The 20,581-nt window shown below is 66.0% G+C and carries 24 protein-coding genes; 16 read left to right on the plus strand and 8 right to left on the minus strand.

The features are described 5' to 3' along the window. Nucleotides 1–15: 15 nt before the first annotated feature. Complete coding sequence (locus tag ACVWYP_RS22440; protein WP_304499899.1) at nucleotides 16–237, minus strand: hypothetical protein; 222 nt, start codon at nucleotides 235–237, stop codon at nucleotides 16–18. A gap of 42 nt (nucleotides 238–279) precedes the next feature. On the opposite strand from ACVWYP_RS22440, the gene bamA reads away from it, so the two are divergent. The 3 genes from bamA (at nucleotide 280) to ACVWYP_RS22455 (ending at nucleotide 3,482) form a co-directional block, all read left to right on the plus strand. Beyond that, nucleotides 280–2,790, plus strand: a complete 2,511-nt coding sequence (gene bamA, locus ACVWYP_RS22445) for an outer membrane protein assembly factor BamA (protein WP_304499900.1) — start codon at nucleotides 280–282, stop codon at nucleotides 2,788–2,790. 140 nt (nucleotides 2,791–2,930) lie between these two features. Beyond that, nucleotides 2,931–3,062, plus strand: a complete 132-nt coding sequence (locus tag ACVWYP_RS22450; RefSeq protein ID WP_304499901.1) for a hypothetical protein — start codon at nucleotides 2,931–2,933, stop codon at nucleotides 3,060–3,062. Between the two features lie 3 nt (nucleotides 3,063–3,065). Continuing rightward, nucleotides 3,066–3,482, plus strand: a complete 417-nt coding sequence (locus tag ACVWYP_RS22455; RefSeq protein ID WP_304499902.1) for a carboxymuconolactone decarboxylase family protein — start codon at nucleotides 3,066–3,068, stop codon at nucleotides 3,480–3,482. A gap of 8 nt (nucleotides 3,483–3,490) precedes the next feature. Here ACVWYP_RS22455 and ACVWYP_RS22460 read toward each other — a convergent pair whose 3' ends face one another. Then, nucleotides 3,491–4,057 carry an AAA family ATPase gene (locus tag ACVWYP_RS22460; protein WP_304499903.1) on the minus strand — a complete coding sequence of 189 codons (567 nt, stop codon included), beginning with the start codon at nucleotides 4,055–4,057 and terminating at the stop codon, nucleotides 3,491–3,493. Between the two features lie 213 nt (nucleotides 4,058–4,270). Between ACVWYP_RS22460 and ACVWYP_RS22465 the strand changes: the two genes are divergently transcribed. From ACVWYP_RS22465 to ACVWYP_RS22475, 3 genes are all read left to right on the plus strand, one after another. Continuing rightward, nucleotides 4,271–5,437 (plus strand): ABC transporter substrate-binding protein, encoded by a 1,167-nt coding sequence (locus ACVWYP_RS22465; RefSeq protein WP_304499904.1) that lies wholly within the window; start codon nucleotides 4,271–4,273, stop codon nucleotides 5,435–5,437. Nucleotides 5,438–5,572: 135 nt separating this feature from the next. After that, on the plus strand, nucleotides 5,573–6,790 hold the full coding sequence (locus ACVWYP_RS22470; protein ID WP_304499905.1) for an MFS transporter: 1,218 nt from the start codon (nucleotides 5,573–5,575) through the stop codon (nucleotides 6,788–6,790). Nucleotides 6,791–6,948: 158 nt separating this feature from the next. Beyond that, nucleotides 6,949–7,281 (plus strand): hypothetical protein, encoded by a 333-nt coding sequence (locus ACVWYP_RS22475; protein WP_304499906.1) that lies wholly within the window; start codon nucleotides 6,949–6,951, stop codon nucleotides 7,279–7,281. Nucleotides 7,282–7,293: 12 nt separating this feature from the next. On the opposite strand, the gene ACVWYP_RS22480 is transcribed toward ACVWYP_RS22475, so the two are convergent. Beyond that, nucleotides 7,294–7,941 (minus strand): Vgb family protein, encoded by a 648-nt coding sequence (locus ACVWYP_RS22480; protein ID WP_304499907.1) that lies wholly within the window; start codon nucleotides 7,939–7,941, stop codon nucleotides 7,294–7,296. A 134-nt stretch (nucleotides 7,942–8,075) separates the two neighbouring features. Beyond that, nucleotides 8,076–9,296, minus strand: coding sequence for a helix-turn-helix domain-containing protein (locus ACVWYP_RS22485; RefSeq protein WP_456684139.1), 1,221 nt, complete (start codon nucleotides 9,294–9,296; stop codon nucleotides 8,076–8,078). 92 nt (nucleotides 9,297–9,388) lie between these two features. On the opposite strand from ACVWYP_RS22485, the gene ACVWYP_RS22490 reads away from it, so the two are divergent. Beyond that, nucleotides 9,389–9,637, plus strand: coding sequence for a hypothetical protein (locus ACVWYP_RS22490; protein WP_304499909.1), 249 nt, complete (start codon nucleotides 9,389–9,391; stop codon nucleotides 9,635–9,637). A 5-nt stretch (nucleotides 9,638–9,642) separates the two neighbouring features. On the opposite strand, the gene ACVWYP_RS22495 is transcribed toward ACVWYP_RS22490, so the two are convergent. After that, complete coding sequence (locus ACVWYP_RS22495; RefSeq protein ID WP_304500284.1) at nucleotides 9,643–10,734, minus strand: adenylate/guanylate cyclase domain-containing protein; 1,092 nt, start codon at nucleotides 10,732–10,734, stop codon at nucleotides 9,643–9,645. 77 nt (nucleotides 10,735–10,811) lie between these two features. On the opposite strand from ACVWYP_RS22495, the gene ACVWYP_RS22500 reads away from it, so the two are divergent. Then, on the plus strand, nucleotides 10,812–11,270 hold the full coding sequence (locus ACVWYP_RS22500) for an SRPBCC family protein (RefSeq protein WP_028344737.1): 459 nt from the start codon (nucleotides 10,812–10,814) through the stop codon (nucleotides 11,268–11,270). A gap of 7 nt (nucleotides 11,271–11,277) precedes the next feature. On the opposite strand, the gene ACVWYP_RS22505 is transcribed toward ACVWYP_RS22500, so the two are convergent. Beyond that, the gene (locus ACVWYP_RS22505; RefSeq protein WP_304499910.1) at nucleotides 11,278–11,919 is read right to left on the minus strand and encodes an HD domain-containing protein; all 642 of its coding nucleotides are present in this window, start codon (nucleotides 11,917–11,919) and stop codon (nucleotides 11,278–11,280) included. Nucleotides 11,920–12,124: 205 nt separating this feature from the next. Here ACVWYP_RS22505 and ACVWYP_RS22510 point away from each other — a divergent pair, with 205 nt between their 5' ends. Together ACVWYP_RS22510 and ACVWYP_RS22515 are read left to right on the plus strand one after the other, a co-directional pair. Further along, on the plus strand, nucleotides 12,125–13,090 hold the full coding sequence (locus ACVWYP_RS22510) for a GlxA family transcriptional regulator (protein ID WP_304499911.1): 966 nt from the start codon (nucleotides 12,125–12,127) through the stop codon (nucleotides 13,088–13,090). An 86-nt stretch (nucleotides 13,091–13,176) separates the two neighbouring features. Continuing rightward, nucleotides 13,177–13,743, plus strand: coding sequence for a histidine phosphatase family protein (locus ACVWYP_RS22515; RefSeq protein ID WP_304499912.1), 567 nt, complete (start codon nucleotides 13,177–13,179; stop codon nucleotides 13,741–13,743). A 21-nt stretch (nucleotides 13,744–13,764) separates the two neighbouring features. On the opposite strand, the gene ACVWYP_RS22520 is transcribed toward ACVWYP_RS22515, so the two are convergent. After that, a complete protein-coding gene (locus tag ACVWYP_RS22520) occupies nucleotides 13,765–14,118 on the minus strand; it encodes an MmcQ/YjbR family DNA-binding protein (protein WP_028344741.1) in 354 nt (117 codons plus the stop codon). Nucleotides 14,119–14,318: 200 nt separating this feature from the next. Between ACVWYP_RS22520 and ACVWYP_RS22525 the strand changes: the two genes are divergently transcribed. From ACVWYP_RS22525 to ACVWYP_RS22545, 5 genes are all read left to right on the plus strand, one after another. Then, a complete protein-coding gene (locus ACVWYP_RS22525) occupies nucleotides 14,319–14,939 on the plus strand; it encodes a PadR family transcriptional regulator (RefSeq protein ID WP_304500285.1) in 621 nt (206 codons plus the stop codon). A gap of 23 nt (nucleotides 14,940–14,962) precedes the next feature. Then, nucleotides 14,963–15,607, plus strand: coding sequence for an O-methyltransferase (locus tag ACVWYP_RS22530; protein ID WP_304499913.1), 645 nt, complete (start codon nucleotides 14,963–14,965; stop codon nucleotides 15,605–15,607). Between the two features lie 108 nt (nucleotides 15,608–15,715). Further along, nucleotides 15,716–16,411 (plus strand): GNAT family N-acetyltransferase, encoded by a 696-nt coding sequence (locus ACVWYP_RS22535; RefSeq protein ID WP_304499914.1) that lies wholly within the window; start codon nucleotides 15,716–15,718, stop codon nucleotides 16,409–16,411. A gap of 100 nt (nucleotides 16,412–16,511) precedes the next feature. After that, the gene (gene hchA, locus ACVWYP_RS22540) at nucleotides 16,512–17,387 is read left to right on the plus strand and encodes a glyoxalase III HchA (protein ID WP_304499915.1); all 876 of its coding nucleotides are present in this window, start codon (nucleotides 16,512–16,514) and stop codon (nucleotides 17,385–17,387) included. Nucleotides 17,388–17,540: 153 nt separating this feature from the next. Beyond that, entirely contained in the window at nucleotides 17,541–18,245 is a 705-nt protein-coding gene (locus ACVWYP_RS22545; RefSeq protein WP_304499916.1) for a PA1136 family autoinducer-binding transcriptional regulator, read from the plus strand. A 48-nt stretch (nucleotides 18,246–18,293) separates the two neighbouring features. Here ACVWYP_RS22545 and ACVWYP_RS22550 read toward each other — a convergent pair whose 3' ends face one another. Further along, nucleotides 18,294–19,235 carry a LysR family transcriptional regulator gene (locus ACVWYP_RS22550; RefSeq protein WP_259243987.1) on the minus strand — a complete coding sequence of 314 codons (942 nt, stop codon included), beginning with the start codon at nucleotides 19,233–19,235 and terminating at the stop codon, nucleotides 18,294–18,296. A gap of 98 nt (nucleotides 19,236–19,333) precedes the next feature. Here ACVWYP_RS22550 and ACVWYP_RS22555 point away from each other — a divergent pair, with 98 nt between their 5' ends. Continuing rightward, nucleotides 19,334–20,557 carry an MFS transporter gene (locus ACVWYP_RS22555; protein ID WP_304499917.1) on the plus strand — a complete coding sequence of 408 codons (1,224 nt, stop codon included), beginning with the start codon at nucleotides 19,334–19,336 and terminating at the stop codon, nucleotides 20,555–20,557. Nucleotides 20,558–20,581: the final 24 nt, after the last annotated feature.

Here is a 20,581-nt window from a genome sequence, read left to right on the forward strand (position 1 = left end):
GCGACTGGGTCCTCATCATGACGTTACTGATGCGCGTTCCAGCGCGCTCAGCCACCAATTGACCAGCATACGCGTCGCTTGTGGGCGGCATTGCGCCTTTTCGTAAGCATAGTGTTTCTGAACTGTAAGCGTCGCGCGCAGCCCGAAACAATCCGCGATGCCGGCCGCGTCGCGTCGCGCTAACAGACCCAAACCACTGGAAATAATCCCGCAATCCTGCAGCCACACCGCAGCCATCACCATCCCGTCACAACGGGCTTCTTGTTCGCGAGGTGTGGAATGAAGACGTGGCGGGGCTTTGTCGCGGCGATCGTGCTGTCGGGGTTTTCGATCCCGGGGACGCCGGTGATATGGCCATTGGTGGCTCCGGTGGCGGCCCAATCGGTTGATGCGATCACGGTCGAAGGCAACCGGAGGGTAGAGGCGGAGACCATCCGCTCCTATTTCAGGCCCGGGCCCGGTGGCCGTCTCGATCAGGCTGCCGTCGACGACGGCCTCAAGGAGCTGGTCGGGACCGGGTTGTTCCAGGACGTCAAGATCAATCAGACGGGCGGTCGGATCGTCGTTTCCGTGATCGAGAATCCGGTGATCGACCGCGTCGCGTTCGAGGGCAACAAGAAGATCAAGGACGAGCAGCTCTCGGCCGAAATGCAGTCCAAGCCGCGGGGTACCCTGTCGCGGCCGATGGTGCAGTCGGATGCACTGCGGATTGCCGAGATTTATCGGCGGTCAGGCCGCTACGACGTGCACGTCACGCCGGAAATCATCGAACGCTCGAATAACCGCGTCGATCTCGTCTTCACCGTCGACGAGGGAGCGAAGACCGGCATCAAGACCATCGAGTTCATGGGCAACAACAGTTTCTCGGCGGCGCGCCTGAAGGACGTGATCAAGACCCACGAGACGAACTTCCTGAGCTTTCTCGGCAATGCCGACATCTACGACCCGGATCGGGTCGAGGCCGATCGTGACCTGATCCGCCGCTTCTACCTGAGGCACGGCTACGCGGACGTCCAGGTCGTGGCTGCACTCGCCGAGTATGATCCGGAGCGCAAGGGCTTTCAGGTGACGTTCAAGATCGATGAGGGGCAGCAGTACCGCGTCGCGACGGTCAGTTTCCGCTCGAACATAGCGGGCTTCGATCCGACGACGCTGCGTTCATTGTCGCGCGTCGGCGAAGGCTCGCTCTACAACGTCGAGGCGGTCGAGAAATCGGTCGAGGACATGCAGATCGAAGCGTCGCGCCGCGGCTACGCTTTCGCGGTGGTCCGTCCGGACGGCGCCCGGAATTTCGAGGCCCACACGGTGGGCATCGTGTTTCGCGTGGAGGAGGGGCCGCGCACCTATATCGAGCGGATCGACATTCGCGGCAACGGCCGCACCCGCGACTACGTGATCCGGCGCGAGTTCGATCTCTCCGAGGGCGATGCGTATAACCGTGCGCTGGTCGATCGCGCCGAGCGGCGGCTGAAGAATCTCGACTACTTCAAGACCGTCAAGATCACCACCGAGCCCGGCTCGACGAGCGATCGCGTTGTGTTGGTCGTCGACCTGGAGGAAAAGTCGACCGGCGACTTCTCGGTGTCGGGCGGTTATTCCACGACGGACGGCGCGCTTGCCGAGGTCAGCATCTCGGAGCGAAATCTGCTCGGCCGTGGCCTGTTCGCCAAGGCGACGGTCAGCTACGGCCAGTACTCGCGCGGCCTGTCGCTGTCCTTTGTCGAGCCGTATTTGCTCGACTATCGCGTCGCGCTCGGGCTCGATGCGTACTACAAGGAGCAGCTGCCGACGGACTACACGACCTATGGCGTGAAGACGATCGGGTTCTCGCCGCGGCTGGGCCTGGCCTTGCGCGAAGACCTGACCCTCCAGCTGCGATATTCGCTCTATCAGCAGGAAATCTCGCTCGATAGCGCCTACGCGAACTGCAACAACAATCCGTCCAACCCGTCGCTCGCGTTCAATCCGACACCGGCCTACATCCAGAGTGTGCTCGGCGGCGTCGATCCGACGAACTCGGTCTCGTCAGGGCTTTATGGATATGGCTGCTACGGCGACGGAGAATCCACCTTGCCGGTGCGCAAGGAGTTGGCCGCAGGGGCGACCTGGACCTCGCAGATCGGCTACACGCTGACCTACAACACCCTCGACAACAACAAGAACCCGACCGACGGCCTGCTGATCGACTTCAAGCAGGATTTTGCCGGCGTCGGCGGCGACGTGACATATCTGAAGAGCGCGGTCGACGCGAAATACTATACGCCGCTGGTGTCCGACCTGATCGGGCTGATCCACCTGCAGGGCGGCCTGCTCACCAAGGTCGGCGACAATGATCTGCGCATGCTGGACCATTTCCAGATGGGGCCGAATCTCGTACGCGGCTTTGCCACCAACGGCATCGGGCCGCGTGACATCACCTATGCGAGCCTTGGCGCAGTCGGGGATGCGCTCGGCGGCACCAAATATTGGGGCGCGTCGATGGAGCTGCAGATGCCGTTCTGGTTCCTGCCTTCCGAGGTTGGGTTGAAGGGGGCTGTCTATGCGGACGCCGGCTCGCTCTGGGGTTATGAAGGCCCGACGTCGTGGGCCGCCACCGGCGAGGTGAATACCGCTGCTTGCAAATGCGGCCTCCAATACGACGACGGGAACGTGGTGCGAACCTCGGTCGGTGTCGGCCTGATCTGGGCCTCGCCGTTCGGCCCGCTGCGCTTCGATTACGCCGTGCCGATCACGAAGGGCAAATACGACATCGTGCAGGAGTTCCGGTTCGGAGGCGGGACGTCATTCTGAGGTGACAATCGTCGTGCCTGCGGCGCGCGTCCTCGCCGGCGCCGACCTGTCGCGATACTTGCCATGCTGGCCTGCGGCTTGCGGTATCAGGCGAAGCGGGGCAGGCTGCTTCGGTTCATTTCCGATCCGAGGCAAGATCCATGTCACGCGTGTCAATCAAGATCAGGAACGACCTGCCGGGCGAGCTCAAGCCGCTGTGGGACAAGATGACCACTTATGGCGCGTTCGAGAACCAGGCCGGCGTCATGGCGCAGCGCCCGCCGATCTTCTAGCACATGTGGTCGCTGCTGGTCGATCTCGCCGACGAGGCGGTGGTCTCGAAGCGGCATCTCGAGCTCGCGCTGGTGACGGTGTCGCTGCTCAACAAGTGCGACTATTGCGTGTCGCACCATGCGCCCAAGCTCGCGATCCAGGGGGTCTCGGAGGCGGGCGCCGAGCGGCTGCTCGACTATCAGGATCATCCCGAGCTCGATGCGCTCGACAAGCTCGTGGTCGAATATGCGATCGCCGTCACCAACAACTGGAACAAGACTCGCGACGAGATCTTCGCACGCCTGCGCGAACACTTCTCGGAACCGCAGATCGTCGAGCTGACATGGCGGATCGCGCTGTGCGGCGCCTTCAACCGCTTCAACGACATCTTGCAGCTCGACGTGGAGCAGGGCGTTCCGCAGCGCGAGGCCGCGGAGTGACGGTTTGATCAAGCCGTCGGTGTGACGCAGCCGCCGAGCGTCGTGAGCACGAAATCGGCGCGAGCGGATGGCGATAGCTTCGGCAGGCAGATGACGTCGTAGCCAAGCGCCGGAAGCGTCTCCATCAAGCGCCGATGCTCCGCCACCGCCATCTCGAAGGTGTGTCGTCGCTCCGCATCCGTGACGTAAATCTCCGGCCACGGCGGTGTCATGAACACGCGCCGGTGGTAGCGATGTGCGGCGCAGATCGGGTGCAGCACCGGCTTGGCTGTCAACGCCTGCAATGCCGATGCCGCGTCGACGACGCCGCGATCGAAGAACACCCATCCCGATTGAGCCTTGGCCATCGCCAGATCCTTCAGCGCGACGTCGATGGCGCGACGCAGGAAGGCCGCCGCATCGGCCCAGGGCAGGGCGTTGCCGCCGGACGCGAGCTCATCGGCGATGATGCGGCGGCCGGGCTCTTCGACGACCGGATAGCCGCGTGCACAGAGTTCGGCCAGCAGGGTCGATTTTCCTCCGCCGGAGCAGCCAGAGATCAGGACGAAGCGGCTTTGCAAAGGGTGTCCTTTCATCAATCGTCACACCGCGCGAACGAGCACGCCGCGAAGGCGGGGTGCCCGATAGACCAGAAATCTTGAGGAGGAAGGCGCGCGGAAATGTCTCGACGCGCGGAGTGAGCATAGCCTCGAATGTGACGCAAATGGGGGCGCGCTTGACGAATTCTTCAGTGCCACGCCGATAAGATCGATCAGACTGGATGCTTCCTGTCTGAAGGAAAGACGCACATGGCATCACGCTCGATCATCTGCACGACGCTCGCGCTTCTGCTCTGCGGTGCGATGCTTCAGCCGGCGCGCGCTGCCGAACCCGGCGAACCGATCCGGGTCGGCGCGGTGCTGCCGTTTTCCGGTGGGGTCGAGCTTTATGGCCAGCAGGCGAAACTTGGGCTCGATCTCGCCGTCAGGGACATCAACGCGGCCGGCGGCATTCTTGGCCGGCCGGTCGAGGTGATCTATGTCGACGACAAGACACGGCCGGGTTCGGCCGCCGAGGCGATGAGCTCGCTGGTCGAAAAGCAGGACGTGCTGGCGGTGGTCGGTCCGATCACCTCGCAAAACCTGAATGCGCTGGTGCCGATTGCCGAGAGCTCGAAGACGCCGCTGCTCTATGCCACCAATTACGAGGGCGGCAAATGCAGCCGCTATCTGTTTTCGTTCGGCGCGGTGCCGAACCAGGAGCTCGGCCAGCTGCTGCCCTACATGAGCCGGACGTTCGGCAACACCTACTTCCTGCTCGGCGCCGACCGGGTCTGGCCGCATCAGATGTTCGGCATCGCGCAGCCCCTGATCGAGAATCTCGGCGGCAAGGTGGTCGCGACCAAATACACGCTGGGAACCGAGACCGATTTCTCGCCGCTGATCAAGGAGATCGCGGCGAGCAAGGCCGAGGTGCTGCTGTTCGCGCTGAAGGGCGACGGGATGGATTTCATCCGGCAGGCCGACGAGGCCGGGCTGTTGAAGGACATCACCGTCGCGTTCCTCGGATTGTCGGAAGTCGACCTCGGCATCTTCCGTGGCAAGGGGCAGAACATGGTGACCGTGGTGCCGGCGGTTGCGGCGAGCGAGGATCCGGCCGTCAAGGCGTTCATCGCGAAGGCCCGCGCCGCCGCAGAGGCGGGTGTCGCGGTGTCGAACTATGTGATGACGCATTACAACACGCTGATCGCACTGAAGGCGGCGGCCGAGAAGGCCGGCAAGCTCGACAAGGAGGCCATCATCGACGCGATCGCGGGCCTCGCCATTCCGTCGCCGACCGGCCCTGTCACGCTCGGTCAGGATCATCACGCGGCGATGAACATGTTCATCGCCAAGACGCAGGGTTCGGAACTCGTGCAGGTGCGAGCACTCGGCGAGATCGCGCCGGAGCCGGGGTGCAGTCCGGCTGGCCGCTGACCAGGAGGAATATTTCGGTAGCGGCGCTCGAGGCCGCGATGCTCGCAAAAAAGTGAGCTGGCGCGCTCGTCAGCTGTCGGTTTCGCGTCGTCCCGCTCGTCTTCCAGCCAGAATGAGCTGCATGGGAGTTCCGGAATGAGCAATTCGACCTATCGCTGGGTGATCGTCGCGGCCGGCGGCCTGCTCGGCTGCGTCGCGATCGGCGGCATGTTTTCGCTGCCGGTGTTCCTCCAGCCCATGGCGCGCGAGACCGGCTGGTCGGTGACCGGCATCTCCAGCGCGATGACGATCGGCTTCCTCGCGATGGCCTTCACCAGCATGATCTGGGGCACGCTGTCCGACCGTTTCGGGCCGCTCCCGGTGGTGCTGACTGGATCGGTCGTGCTGGCGGCAAGCCTCGCGCTGGCCAGCCAGGCGACATCGCTGCTGGCCTTTCAGTTCGTGTTCGGCGCGCTGGTGGGCGCGGCCACGGCGGCGATCTTCGCCCCGATGATGGCCTGCGTCACCGGCTGGTTCGACACCCATCGAAGCCTCGCCGTCTCGCTGGTGTCGGCCGGCATGGGCATGGCGCCGATGACGATGTCGCCGCTCGCGGCCTGGCTGATCTCCCACCACGACTGGCGCACCGCGATGCTGATCGTCTCGGGCGTGGTCGGTGCGATCATGATCCCGGTCTCGTTCCTGGTGCGCCGCCCGCCGGCGCTGCAGGGCGAGCACGCTGAAGCGGTCTCCGAGAACGGCGAACCGCCGATGTCGCTGGCGCAGGCGCTGCGCTCGCCGCAATTCATCATCCTGATCGCGACCAATTTCTTCTGCTGCGCTACCCATTCGGGCCCGATCATCCATACCGTGAGTTACGCGGTCACCTGCGGCATTCCGATGGTTGCCGCGGTGACGATCTACAGCGTCGAAGGGCTCGCCGGGATGGGCGGCCGCATCGCGTTCGGCCTGCTCGGCGACCGCTTCGGCGCCAAGCGCGTGCTGGTGCTTGGCCTGCTGGCGCAGGCGTTCGGCGCGCTCGGCTACGTCTTCGTGCGCGAGCTTGCCGCATTCTACGCGGTCGCGGCGATCTTCGGCTTCATTTATGCCGGCACCATGCCGCTGTATTCCGTGCTGATCCGCGAGAACTTCCCGCTGCGAATGATGGGCACGGTAATCGGCGGCACCGCGATGGCCGGCAGCCTCGGCATGGCGACCGGTCCGTTGGCCGGCGGCCTGATCTACGACACCTTTGCGAGCTACACGTGGCTCTATGTCGGCTCCTGGGCCGTCGGCATCGGCGCGTTCCTGATCATGATGACCTTCCGCCCGATGCCGGCGGCGCGGCCCGTGGCGGTGCCGGCGCCGGCATGAGGTTTGACCTAGGTCATGCAGCGCGCCGCTCGGACAGACGCATTGTTCTTGCCGAGCGGCGGGCAAAGGGGCAACGTTGTGGCGTCATTGCATCGGTCGGGCGTCCACGGCTGAATGCCATGATTGTTGACACGACGCCAGACGCATGTGAGCCCACTATGTACCGTGATCTCCAATGGTCCCCGGCTGAAAAGAAGATTGCGCGCAAGGCCTATGATTCTGCGGTGGAGTGTGCATTCGCCAAGGTGATGGTCGAATTCAAGAGCAGGGCCGTTGCGGCAGCGACGCCGTCGGAGATGTGGGAAGTTGGCGCCTATCTGCACCAGCAAAGGAGGGAGCTCGATGAGATGTTCGACTATCGATACTCGCAGCTCCCGCTTGTCTTCGCGCGGCTCATCCGAGAACAGCATCTCGACGAGGCGCTGCTCGCGGGTTTGTCGGACGAGAAGCGCCAGGTGATCCGCTCTATTCTTTCCCTAGCCGAAAGGTGATCGCAAATCGCTTCACGCGCGGCTGCGCTTCGGCCGCCGGATTGCACGCACCTTGTTGTTGGCGGAGCCGCTTCCGCAGAAGAAGCGGTCGCCGCCGTCGGACTCCAGCCCGGAGACGAACGTGCCCTGCGGCATCTCCAGCTTTTCCATGACTTCGCCGGTCTGCGGGTCGATCCGTCGCACGTCGCTTTCATCGCCTTCCCAGGTGCCGTGCCAGAGTTCGCCATCGACCCAGGAGACGCCGGTGACGAACCGGTTGCTTTCGATGGTGCGCAGAACCTTGCCGGTTTCCGGATCGATCTGAACGATGGTGCGATCGCGGTACTGGCCGACCCACAGCGAGCCCTCCGCCCAGGCGAGGCCCGAGTCGCGGCCGCCGCCGGGCGAGGGGATGGTGGACACCACGCGTCCGCTCTTCGGCTCGATCTTCAGGATGCGGTCCTCGGCGATCTGATAGAGGTGCTTGCCGTCGAAGGCGGTGCCGGCATGGGCCGCGATATCGAGGGTGCGCGTGGTATTGCCGCTGTCGGGATCGAAGGCCACCAGGCGGTCGCCGGCCGCGAACCAGACCTGCTCGCCGTCGAAGCTGACGCCGCCGACGTTCTCGACGCCGTCGAAGGGACCGTATTCCCGGATGATCTCGGCCGTGGCCTTTTTCATGCTGCGCTCCTGTCGCCTGGAGCTTCGGTTCTGATGGAATCAGAATCGAGGCTCCCGATTTCCTGTTTTGACGCGTCTTCTTCACGCGAACCGGTATCCGCTTCGCTCGAAAATGCTCTGATGTCGCCCTGATGCTAGCCGTTCGGCAGCGGGGCAGGGAGTAACAAGGTCGTCGTGAATCCCGGTACCGGCGGCGTCATCCAGCGCCGGGCGCGGGCCCGGCCGACCGACTGCACCTTGCCGGTGGCGGCCAATGTGTCGAGCGCACGCTGCACGGTGCGCTGGCTCGCGCCCAACGCGACCGACAGCGCCGAGCTCGACCAGGCCTCGCCGTCAGCGAGAAAGGCCAGCACCGCCGCATGCTCCTCTTCGACCGGCAGCGCCAGCACGCTCACCTCGCGCCGGCCATGTGGCTCCAGCACAAAGCCGTCAGGCGTGGCGCTGAGATCGGCGAGCGGCCGCAGCGCTCGGCGCAGCCGTCCGATCTCGACGCGTAGCCGCGCACGGTGCGATTCATCGGCGTGCTTGCCGCGAAACGCCCGCGCGATCAGCGTGCCGCGCGACACGTCCTGCGGCCACGCTTCGCCCAGCGCGCGGGCGAGCGCGAACAGCACCGGCCGTCGCGTCAGCGAGACCGTCGTGCCGATATCGCGCACGACATAGCGGCAGGCATCGACGACGAGGGCCTTCGACGCCATCAGGGCTTCGACCTCCTCGAGCAGCAGCGGCCGCTCGCTGCCGCGCGCGATCAGACGTGCCGCGGGCGTGGCGAGCAGGCGCGCGGTGCTCTCGACTTCGGCCGCGAGCTCGGCGATGCCGCCGCGGCGCGCGGCTTCCCTTGCGCGGGCCAGCGCTTCGCGTGCCGGCTTGGTCCGCAGCCGCCGCATCGCGATCCCGGCGACGACCAGTTCATGGCCGACCCGCAGCGCCGGCGGGAACGGCGCCGGGTCGAGGCCGTCAAGCATGCGCTCGGCCGCATCAAGGCTCCCGATCAGCAGCAGGCGGCGGATTTCGAGATAGCCGGCATGGGCGGCATTGAGCGCATCGCCTCGTGCCGCGAGCGTTGCGCGTGCCGCGGCGAGGCTCTTCCCGGGAAAGGAAAGGTCGCGCGACACCAGCGCGATCTCGGCCTCCGCCACCACGCAGCGCGCCCGCGCGACGGCTTCGCGCGGGCCGAAGGCGCGGCCTGCGCGCCGCAACAGCTCCTTGGCGCGGGCGAAATCGCCGAGCCGGGCCATCGCGATGCCGCGCAGCGCCAGCGCCGGCGCATCGTCGCGCAGGGCCACCCGTTTCAGTGCGCCGAGGGGATCACCCGCCGCGAGCGCGCGCGCCGCAGCTATGATCAGCGAGTCCATTCGAATCCCGACACACTTGTCACTCTCACCCTCCGGGGCCCGGTCCTAACCTAGCACATGACGACATGGATCATCCCCAGAGAGATCGAACGATGACCGGTATTGAAACACGAGAAGATTGGGCGAGGGGGCGGCTCAGTGGACGCGGGCCCATCGTGGCGCGCTTTCTGTCGCTGGCGGCGGCGCCGACCTTCACCGTGATGGCGCTGATTGCCGCGATGGCGCCGGCCGACATGATCTGCGGCGCGATGCAGGGACCGCTGTCATTGCAGGGCATGGTCCCGATGTACGCGCTGATGAGCGCATTTCATCTGGCGCCATGGCTGCGCCTGTTCAGATGATCGGCTCACCCCTCCGGCAAAGTGAAGACCGCGCATGGCCGCGCGATACCGCGCAATTCATGACTGCCGAGCGCGACCAGTGGCGTCTCGGTCTCGGCGGCGAGGGCGCCCGAAACCAGCACGGGCTGCTCCAGCGGCTTGCACAGCCCTTCGAGCCGGCTCACCAGATTGACCGCGGCGCCGATCGCGGTGAAGTCGAGGCGGTCGGCGGCGCCGATATTGCCCCAGTGCACCTCGCCGAGATGCAGCGCCGCGCCGAATGGCAACGGCGGCAAGCCCTGCTTGCGTCGCTCTGCATCGAGATGCGCCATGCCGACGCGCGCCGCCGACACCGCGCGCAATGCCGCCTCGGATGCGTTGCGCGCGCTGGTCGTGACCGGAAAGATCGCAAGCAGGCCGTCGCCGATGAATTTCAGCACCTCGCCGCCGAAGGCGTGGATGGCGCCCGCGATGCGGTCGAACCAGGCATCGAGCGCCGCGATCACCTCGGCAGGCGGATGGCTTTCCGACAGCGCGGTGAAGCCGCGGAGGTCGGCGAACAGCAGCGCCGCCCGGATGGTTTCGCCGGTATTGCGCCGCAATGGCGATGCCAGCACGCGCGCCGCGCTGCGCCGGCCGAGATACGCCTCCAGCGCCGCCGTCAGTGTCGCGCGCGCCGCCAGCGCGGCGAGCGGCGCGGCCATGAACCGCGCCGCCTCGCGCAATTGGTCCGCCTCGGCAGGTGTGAACGCGCGTGTCCCGATCCAGCCGAGGGTCGGGCCATCCGGCCGCGTTCCGATCGTGCCCTCATGGATCGGGCCGGGCGCGAGAGTTCCGAGCCAGCGCCGGCCGGCGTCGCCGGATCCCACCATATCGGGCATCGCAAAAGGTTGTTCCGGCGCGAATCCGAGCGCTTCGATGACCTCGCCATTGTCGGCACGCCACAGCCAGGTTCGTCTTGCAATCAGGGGGTGCGGAACCTCGAGCGTCAGAGCGCCGCCGGCAAGCGGCAGGCCATCCGTGATAAGGTGGCTACCGAGGTCCGCCAACAACCGGTTGGCGCCCGCGGTCTCGGCGGCGGCGTCGACCAGCCAGCTCAACGTCGAGGACAATTGCATCACGCCATCATGGGGTTGACGCACCACTCTTGTCACGAATTATCCCTGAGCACCGACCGTCAATGGAGCATGGATCGATGACTGAAGCCTTCATCGTTCAACGCGAGATCCAGATCGCAGCCCCGGCTGCAACCGTGTTCGCCTTCCTGACCGATCCGCAGAAGATCGTGAGCTGGATGGGGCTGGAAGCTGCGACCGAGACGCATCCCGGGGGCCTCTACTTCCTCAAGGGGCTCGGCAGCGATCGCAGCCGCGCCGCGCGCGGCGCGTTCCGCGAGGTCGTGCCGGTGCATCGTCTGGCCTACAGCTTCGGCTGGGAGGGCAGCGAGGAAGTGCCGCCGGGATCGAGCCTGATCGAGATCGACCTGATGGAGCAGGACAACGGCACGCTGCTCCGCATGACTCATAGCGGCCTGCCGAACGCCGCGCAGTGCGAGAGCCACGACAAGGGTTGGGCACACTATATGAGCCGGCTCTCGCACGCGGCCGCCGGTCGGGATCCCGGCCCCGACCACGGTCCCGCCAATCGCCATTGACGTCGCGTCATGTCGGCCATTTCGAGCCGAGGATGATCGAGCAGAAGTTCATCCTGGTGTAGTTCATGTCCTTCAGCGCCAGCACGTCGGCCTTGACGTTGCCGAATGTCGTCAGCGGCTTCTTGATGGTGCTGGCGGCGAAATGATCGATGATGTTCTCCTTGAAGTTCGCCTCGCGCGGATGGTGCGCGCAGACGTGGTCGCGGTGCTCGTGCGAGAAATCGTCGTAGGCGATGCCGAGCACGTCCATCTCGACGCCGGCGGTGACCAGCGCAATGGTCGGACGCATATGCTCGGGGACACCGGGCGTGGTGTGCAGGGCGATTGAGGTCCAGACGTCCTCGACGTCGCGCTCCGGAACGCCATAGCTCTTGAGGAAGTCGCGCGCGGCGTTGGCGCCGTCGACCTCGAAGCGCAAATTGGGGCTCGCATGAGCGGCGGTGAGGCCCATGTCGTGAAACATGGCGCCGATATAGAGCAGCTCGGGATCGAATTTCAGCCTGTGGCGGTTGCCGGTCAGCGCGCCCCAGAAGAACACGCGGCGGCTGTGATTGTAGAGCAGGTCGTCCTCGGTATCGCGCACCAGCTGGGTGGCGGCGCGGGCCATCGCGCTGTCGGGTACGCGGATGCCGGCGATGATCTCGGTCATTTCAAGACGCTCCTTGATGTGGCAAGACGATGCTGTGGCGTGCGAACACGCGAGCCCGGCGCTCGTCTCTGCGGTGTGTGCGGATCGCCGGGTGGCGCGATCCGTGGTGTGTTTGTCGCCGGTTTTGGCCCGATCCCGCAACGATCGCGCGCCGCCGGATCGGGCCAACCAGACGTCGTTTCGCGCCAGCGGGCAGGGAGAAGGTATGGCGGTTCAGAGGGTCGCGATCGCGATTCACGAAGGGGTTCAGGCGCTCGACGTCGCGGGTCCCGTCGACGTGTTCGCGGAGACGAATGGCTTTGTGCCGGCGGGCGATGGCTATGAGACCGTGCTGGTGGGGGCCGGCTGCGAACCGCTGCGCGCGTCGAACGGCATGAAGATATCGGCCGACCTCAGCTTCGCCGAGGCACAGGAGAAGGTCGATATCCTGCTCGTCGCCGGCGGGCCGGCATTGCCCGACGCCGCGCCGGACCCCGAACTGACACGGTGGCTGCGCGGGGCGCCCGGGCGCGCCGAACTCTACGGTTCGATCTGCACCGGCGCCTTCGCGCTCGGCCATGCCGGGCTGCTCGACGGCCACAAGGTGACGACGCATTGGCAGAATGCGCAGCGGCTGGCGGCGCGCTTTCCAGCGGCCGAGGTGATCTTCGACCGCATCTACATTCGCGACGGACATCTGATGACCTCGGCCGGCGTGACCGCGGGGATCGATCTCGGGCTCGCGCTGGTCGCCGAGCGGCACGGGCCGCAGGTTGCGGTCGCGGTGGCCAAGCGGCTGGTCGTGGTGGCGCAGCGCCAGGGCGGGCAGTCGCAATTCAGTCCCTATCTCACCGCGCCGGTCGATGAGGATTCGCCGATTGCGCGCGCGCAGGCACATGTCATGCAGCATGTCGGCGAGCGTCACACGCTGCTGTCGCTGGCGGAGGCCGTCGGCATGAGCGTGCGGAATTTCGGCCGCGCCTTTGCGCAGGAGACCGGCATCACGCCGCACGAATTCGTCGAGCGGGCGCGGGTCGACGCCGCGCGACGGCTGCTCGAGGGCTCAGACCGGCCGCTGAAGGCGGTTGCTTTCGACTGCGGCTTCGGCTCGGCCGACCGGATGCGGATCGTGTTCACCGAGCGGCTCGGCGTGTCCCCCGCGCAGTACCGCGCGAGTTTTCGCAAATTGTGACGCCGTTCATGACGCCGGCGCTTCATTAGGGATAGGATCGACGGCGCCGCCGTTTCCCGCCGCACATGTTCTCCCGCGAGGCCGCCATGGACGCGCTCACGCTCTTCATCATCCGTCATGCCGAGAAGCCTGATGATGGCTGGCCGGGGCCCGGCTTCACCGCGGACGGTGTGTCCGATACCGAGTCGCTTGTCCTCCGCGGCTGGCAGCGCGCCGGCGCTTGGGCTGCATTGTTTGGCACCGACCTCGCCAAGGGCGACTACGCCAAGCCTGACGCGATCTATGCCGCGACGCCTGGCACCACGCCCAACCGGGGCCCGAGCAGCCGTCCCGCCGAGACGATCTCGGCGCTGGCGGCGCGTCTTGGCGCGACGTCCAACGTAGATTTCGGCAAAGGTCATGAACCGGCGCTGATCAAGGCGCTGCTGGCACTCAATGGCGTCGTGCTGCTGTGCTGGGAGCACAAGGCTATCATCGCCGACGTCCTTCCGTTGATACCAGTCAGCAGGGGCAAGCCGCCCACCAAATGGGACGCCAGCCGGTTCGACGTCGTGCTGCGCTTCCATCGCGCCAAGGGCGAAGACGAGTTCACCTTCAAGGAGCTGTTTCCGAAATTGCTGTCGGGCGATTCCGACAAGCCGCTGGACGGCTGAATAGCGTCGCAGCTTGGCCGATCAGTCGAGCCCGAGCGCCTTGCGCGACTTCCGCGTTAGCTTTCCGGCGATCAGCGCATGCGCCTGGTCAAGATAGGCCTGGAGTTCGGCGTCGGGCAGGGCGTCGTTCCTCACCAGTTGCACCCATGTGGCGCGCGCCAGATATGGCGCGGGCCGCGCCAGGCCCTGCTCGATCAGGATCTGGTAGGCCATGTTCGAGGTCTTGAACATGAAGCCGCCGGTGCTTTCGATGTAGCCGCCGGCCAGCGCGAACATCTTGCCGCCGACCTTGAACACCGACGTGCCTTCCCATTGCACCACCTTGGTGGCGGCGGGTAGGCGCAGGCAATGGGCTTCGAAGGTCTTGGGGCGCATGAGTCGGAGGGCTGGAGGGCTTCAAAGCCATAGGCCAGCCGCATGAAGGTCGACAAGCCCCGGACTGAGCCGGCAAGCCCTTGGCCAAACCAGCCGCCGTTTCACCCCCGACGTCTCACGAAAACGTGGGTTGCCGCCGCTTTATCTGTAGATATATCGTAAGATATGTTTTCAGTAAGGAATGAACGATGAGAAAACCGATGTTTCATGACCGGGACGATGACGGCTTCCGGTTTGGGTTCTTCGCCATGAGCCGGCACGGCCGAGGCGGCCACCGCTTTGGCCGCGGCGGCCATGGCTTCTTCGGGCGGGGTGGCGGTGGCGATTTTCCGGGATCGCGGCGGCTTTCGTCGCAGGATCTGCAACTGGTCATCCTCGCGCTGCTCGGCGAGCAGCCGGCACACGGCTACGAGCTGATCAAGAGGATCGAGGAGCGGTCGGACGGCTTCTACAGCCCGAGCCCTGGCGTGATCTATCCGGCGCTGACATTCCTAGAGGAGATCGGCCATGCCAGCGTCACCCGGGACGCGGCGCGCAAGCTCTACAGCATCACCGAGCAGGGCAGGGCATATCTCGGCGAGAACCGTACGACCGCGGATACCATCCTCGAGGCGCTGTCGCGGATCGGCCGCCGCATGGAGGAGGTGCGCGAAGCCTTCGCCGGCGTGAGCGATCTCGATGGCGAAGCGTCCGACGAGGTGCACCGCGCCCGTCACGCGCTGAAGAGCGCGCTGCGCCAGAAGCGCGGCTGCGATGCCGCCGAGGCGCGGCGGATCGCAAAGATCCTCGACCGCGCGGCCGCTGAGATCCTGCAGCAATGACGCAGTCGCAAAGGAGACCCTTCATGTACAACGCCGAACCGCACAGCGCGATCCGTGATGCTCGCGTCACGGCCGTCATCGAGCGCCTGCAGGCCACCCGCCGGGCGCCGGTGCGCGGCAACCCGATGCAGAGCGGCAGCCGCGACCCGCACGACTATGCCGAGCAGGGATTCTCGATCCACCCGGAGCAGGGCGAGCTGATCTATCTGTTGTGCCGCGGCCTGCGCGCCCGGCGCGTCGCCGAGTTCGCGACCTCGGTCGGAATGTCGACGCTCTATTTCGCCGCCGCGATGCGCGACAATGGCGGCGGCACCGTGATCGGATCGGAGATCGTGCCGGCCAAGGTCGCAGCGGCGAAGCGCAATCTCGCAGACGCCGGCCTTGCCGATTACGCCGACATCCGCGAGGGCGATGCGCGCAAGACGCTGCGCGATCTCGGCGGTCCCGTCGACTTCATCCTGATCGACGGCTGGCCGGGCGACAAGGGGCCGACGCTGGCGCGTCAGGTGATCGAGATCGTCGCGCCGCAGCTTCGTGTCGGCGGCTACGTCATGAACGACAATGCCGAGGCGGATTTCCTGGAGTTCGTGCGCGATCCCAACAATGGCTTCGTGTCGATCACGCTGCCGCTCAAGGGGGGCACCGAGCTCTGCCTGAAGGTAGCGTAGCGGGGTTTCACCTGCTGGCGTGATTGTGAGCCGCAACCACAACACGCCATGCTGGATTTTGCCGGCGCTTCTTGCTCTGTTCGAGGAAAATCAGGAGCGAAGCGCCGCATGTCCGAAGCCCCGCCGATTCATCCGCTCGATCGCCCAATCTGGAGCGCGCTGACCACGAGACAACGCGATCTGGCGGAAGGCGGCGCTGACGCGCGCCGCTTTCCTCTCGCGATCGCACCCTTCGCCGACATGGTCGACATGTCGCCAAAGAGCTTTGCCGCGCTGGGTGCGCTGCTGTCGGGACCTGAGATCGCGGTGCTGTTCACGCCCGATCCTGTCCCGGTGCCGCCGGAGTTCAAGGTGCTGCTGGCCGAGACCGGCGAGCAGATGATCGGCACGCCCGCGGACCATTCTGTGCCCGGCGTCGAGATCGTCACGCTCGGCGCTGCCGACGTTCCTGCGATGATGGCGTTGACGGAGCTGACAAAGCCCGGACCGTTCAGTGCGCGGACGCATGAGCTCGGCAGCTTTTTCGGCATCCGCGTTGGCGGCGAGCTGGTCGCGATGACCGGCGAGCGGATGAAGCCGGGGAACTACACCGAGATGACCGCTGTCTGCGTGCATCCGGAGCACCGCGGCCGCGGCTACGCGCAGGCGCTGCTGTCGGCGGTCGCCCGCCAGATCGTGGCGCGCCGCGAAATTCCATTCCTGCACGTCTTCACCAGCAACGTCTCGGCGATCGCGCTCTATCGCCGCCAGGGCATGGAGATCCGCCGCCGCCTGCACATCACGGTGTTGCAGAAACAGGGATAGGGATGCGCGGCAAAGTGGGTTGAGGGAAATCCCTCATTCCTCATCGCCGATCTCGTGCTTACCTTTGCCGGATCGCAACACGATGAGAGAGGATATCTCGATGTCCGAGCAATCCCAGGATAAGCGTCCCGTAGCCGATCCGGCGGAGAACAACGCTTTCTTTCCGTCGCCTTACTCGCTTGGGCAATTCACCTCGGCCAAGTCGGATCTCTCCGGCGCGGATTATCCCAACGCCTACAGGGGTGGCCGCTGGAAAATTCTGATGATCGCCGCGGACGAGCGCTATCTGCTGTTGCAGAACGGCACGATGTTCTCGACCGGCAACCATCCCGTCGAGACCTTGTTGCCGATGTATCACCTCGACAAGGCGGGCTTCGAATTCGACATCGCGACCGTGTCGGGCAATCCGGTCAAATTCGAGCACTGGGCGTTTCCGAAGGAGGACGACGCGGTCAAGAGCATCTACCAGGAATATCTCGCCAGGCTGAAGCAGCCGCTGAAGCTCTCCGACGTGACCGAAAAAAAGCTCGGCAAGGATTCCGACTATATCGCGGTGTTCATTCCCGGCGGCCATGGTGCGCTGATCGGCCTGCCCGAAAGCACCGACGTGAAGGCCGCGCTGAAATGGGCGCTCGACAACGACAAGCACATCATCTCGCTTTGCCATGGGCCGGCGGCGCTGCTGGCGTCCGCGGTCGGCGAAGCCAAGGGCGACTATCCCTTCAAGGGCTACAAGATCTGTGCATTTCCCGACGCCATCGATCGGACGACACCCGATATCGGCTACATGCCCGGCGCGCTGACCTGGGCCTTCGGCGAAAAGTTGCAGGCACTCGGCGTCGAGATCCTGAACAAGGACATCACCGGCAAGACCCATCAGGATCGCAAGCTGATCACCGGTGACAGCCCGTTCGCCGCCAACAATGTCGGCAAGGCGGCCGCAAAGGCGCTGCTCGATACGCTCGGCGGGCGCTGAGCGGGCGGCGGCTCAACCTCCGGGCGGCGCGATCTCGCCGCGCCGCCGGCGGCGGGCCAATGTCACGCGCCTTGCAGGCCGACCTCGCTTGAGGGAAAATCCTCAACGCGCTGGGCCGCGCCTCCGGCCTTCCGCAAGACACGATGGCACCGCATGGACCGCTACATCGAAGCCGTGGTTGCGATCGAGGGTAGCGAGAGCTTGCCCGCGATCCAGGCGGCGGTGCGGTCTGCGAGCGTTCCGCTCGGCTACGACCGGTTCGTGATGTTCTCGGCATCGCCGGCACGTGAGGACCTGGTTGACCGGATCTACTGGGTCGAAGGCGACTGGTTCGGCACAGGCGTGACCGTCGATGCCGAAACCTACGTCCGGCATTGTCCGGTGACGCGCAATTTCCTCAATGTGGACGAGGCGTTTTTCTGGACCAAGGTGATGTCGGCGCGCGGCGAGAAGTACCGCGTGGTGCGCACGCCGCGCGGGCCCGGTTTCCATGGACTGCAGGTTCCGGTGTTCGGGCGCACCGGCCTTGAAGGCGCGATGAGCTTCGCCGGGACGCGGATCGATGCGTCACCGCGGACGCGTGCGGCGCTGACGATGATCGGCGCTGCCGCCTTCCGCGCCGCCCGCGGGCTGATGGAAGCGCACGAGCCGAACGGTGCGTCGAGCCTGTCGCCGCGCGAGCGCGAGGTGCTGCGCTGGATCTCCGCCGGACGGCGCCAGGCCGACATCGCGGCATCGCTCGGCCTGTCGGAACGCACGGTCGAGAACCATTTGCGGCGCGCGCGGCTTCGGCTCGGCGTCGCCACGACGGCGCAAGCCATCCGGCTCGCGATCCGCAGCGGCGAGATCGAGGACTGAGGCGCTTGCGGACGGCCGCCACAGAGCCCGGCGAGCGATCGCTGCGGCTCAATGTCTCTTCGCCGTCTTCGCCCTGACCTTCGGCGTATGCGTTCCCGCAGCGATCCGCGTCAACGCGTCCGCGAACGCGCGTGCGGCGGGACCGAGCGGTTCATCGAGCCGGTGGGCGAGATAGGCCTCCATTGCAAGCGCGGCGTTGCGGCCGAGCGCGCCGGTTTCGACCCGCACAAGGCGGCGCTCCTTCAGGTCGCGCGCCACCTGCCAGAGCGGCAGGCGGCCCCAGCCGAGCCCGGCCAGGATCATGGCGTGCTTGGTGTCCTGATTGCTCACCCTGCAAATCTGCGGCGAGAGCACGCCGAAGCTGCGGCCCTCCGACAGCGGGGTCGGATCCGACAGCACGATCTGCAGATGATCGGCGAGATCAGCCACACTCTTGCGGCCGCGGCGCGCGAGTGGATGGCTGGCGGAGGCGACGGCGACGATCTGCACCGCGCAGATCGCATCGAGCGCGAGGCGGGGATCGCGAAAATCCTCACCGACCGTGACCGCGAGCGCGCTGCGCCGTTCGGTCAAGCCGGTGATCGGACCGCCCATCGGTTCGACCGCGAGCCGCACGCTGACGGACGGATAGGCCGCCCGCATTTCCGTCAGCGCCGCGCCGACCGCGGCGATCGGAAACAGCGTGTCGACGACGAGCGAGAGTTCCGATTCTACCCCGTCGCCCAGGCCGCGCGCCCGCGCCCGCATCGCGTCGACACGGAGCAGCAGATCGCGCGCGTTGCCCAGCAGTGCCGTGCCCTCGGCCGTCAGCGCCGGGCGATGGCTGGAGCGGTCGAACAGCGTGAGGCCGAGCTCGGCCTCGAGGTTGGCGATGGCATGGCTGACCGCGGATTGCACCCGCGCCAGTTTGGCCGCGGCGGCGCGAAAGCTGCCGCTCTCGGCGATGGCGACAAAGGTGCGGATCTGATCGAGCGTGAGGTTGTCGAGCATGATCTATGAAATCGATCAATCGGATGCAAAACATATCACTCCTGTCGATGGTCGGGAAACGCTATCTCTGTGCCGTGAGCCAGGGGCGGAGTGGACGCATGACGATCGAGACGGCCGTGATGCAGCAGAGCGAGGCGAAGCGATGGGCGACGGTCGCCATCGTGATCGGTTGCGGTATCGGCGCGGCCCTTCAGGTCGGCAAGGTTCCGATTGCCGCCTCGATGCTGCAACAGAGCCTCGGCATCGACCTTGCCGCGGTCGGAATGATCGCCGGCATCTTCGCGGTCCTGGGCCTTGTCGGCAGTGTCCCGGCGGGCGTGGTGATTGCCGCGGTTGGCGCGCGCAGGGTGCTGCTGTGCGGCCTTGCGGCCATCACGCTGGGGGCGGCCTCGGGCGCGCTCGCGCCACAGCTCGCGGTGCTATTGGCATCGCGCCTGTTGGAAGGGCTCGGCTTCCTGCTGGTGATGGTCGCGGCTCCTGCGTTGCTCGATCGTGTCGTCGATGTCAGCGCGCGTGACGTCACCATGGCGGTGTGGAGCTGCGTGATGCCGTTCGGGATCGCGCTGGCGCTGGTCGCCGGCCCGATCTTCGCTGGCTGGCGCACGATCTGGTGGGCCAGTGCTGCCTTTGTCGCCGTGCTGTTGATCCTTGCGAGCCTTATCGCGCCTGAAGTGGCATCGCGGACCGGCGCGGCGCGGAGTGGTCTGATGCAGGAAGCCACCGCGCTGGCGCGGCGCCGCACCCCGGCGCTTCTGATGGTGCTGTTTGCGCTCTACAGCCTGATGTTCTTTGCGTTGTTCAGCTTCCTGCCGATCCTGTTGTCCGAGCGGCTCGGCGTGTCCAGCCAAGGCGCCGGCGCGCTCAGTGCATTGGCCGCGGCCGGCAACGTCGTCGGCAATCTCGCCGCCGGTCATCTGCTGGCGCGCGGCGTCAGCCGCAACCTGCTGATCGCCGTGGCGGCATTCGTGATGGGCGCGTCCGCGCTCGGAATTTTCCTGCCGGCGCTCGGCGGGTGGGGAGCATTCTGGCTGTGCCTGCTGTTCTCCGCGATCGGCGGCCTGATCCCGGCGACGTTGCTTGCAACCGCACCCGCCGCAGCGCGTTCGGCGGCGATGGTGCCGGTCATGATGGGCCTGTTGATGACGGGCAGCAATTTCGGCCAGGTCACCGGTCCGATCGCGGTCGGCGCTGTGGTCTCGGCATGGGGCTGGGGCGCGGCTTGCGCGATGGTGGTGGCCGCGGCGATCCTTGCCAGTCTCGCTGCGTGGATGTTGGCGCGCGGCGATCACAAGCGCGTAAGCGAGGCGACGGACCCGGCTTGACGCCGCGCGCGCAGGGGCCGAAGG

This window comes from Bradyrhizobium sp. USDA 3262, assembly GCF_054060035.1.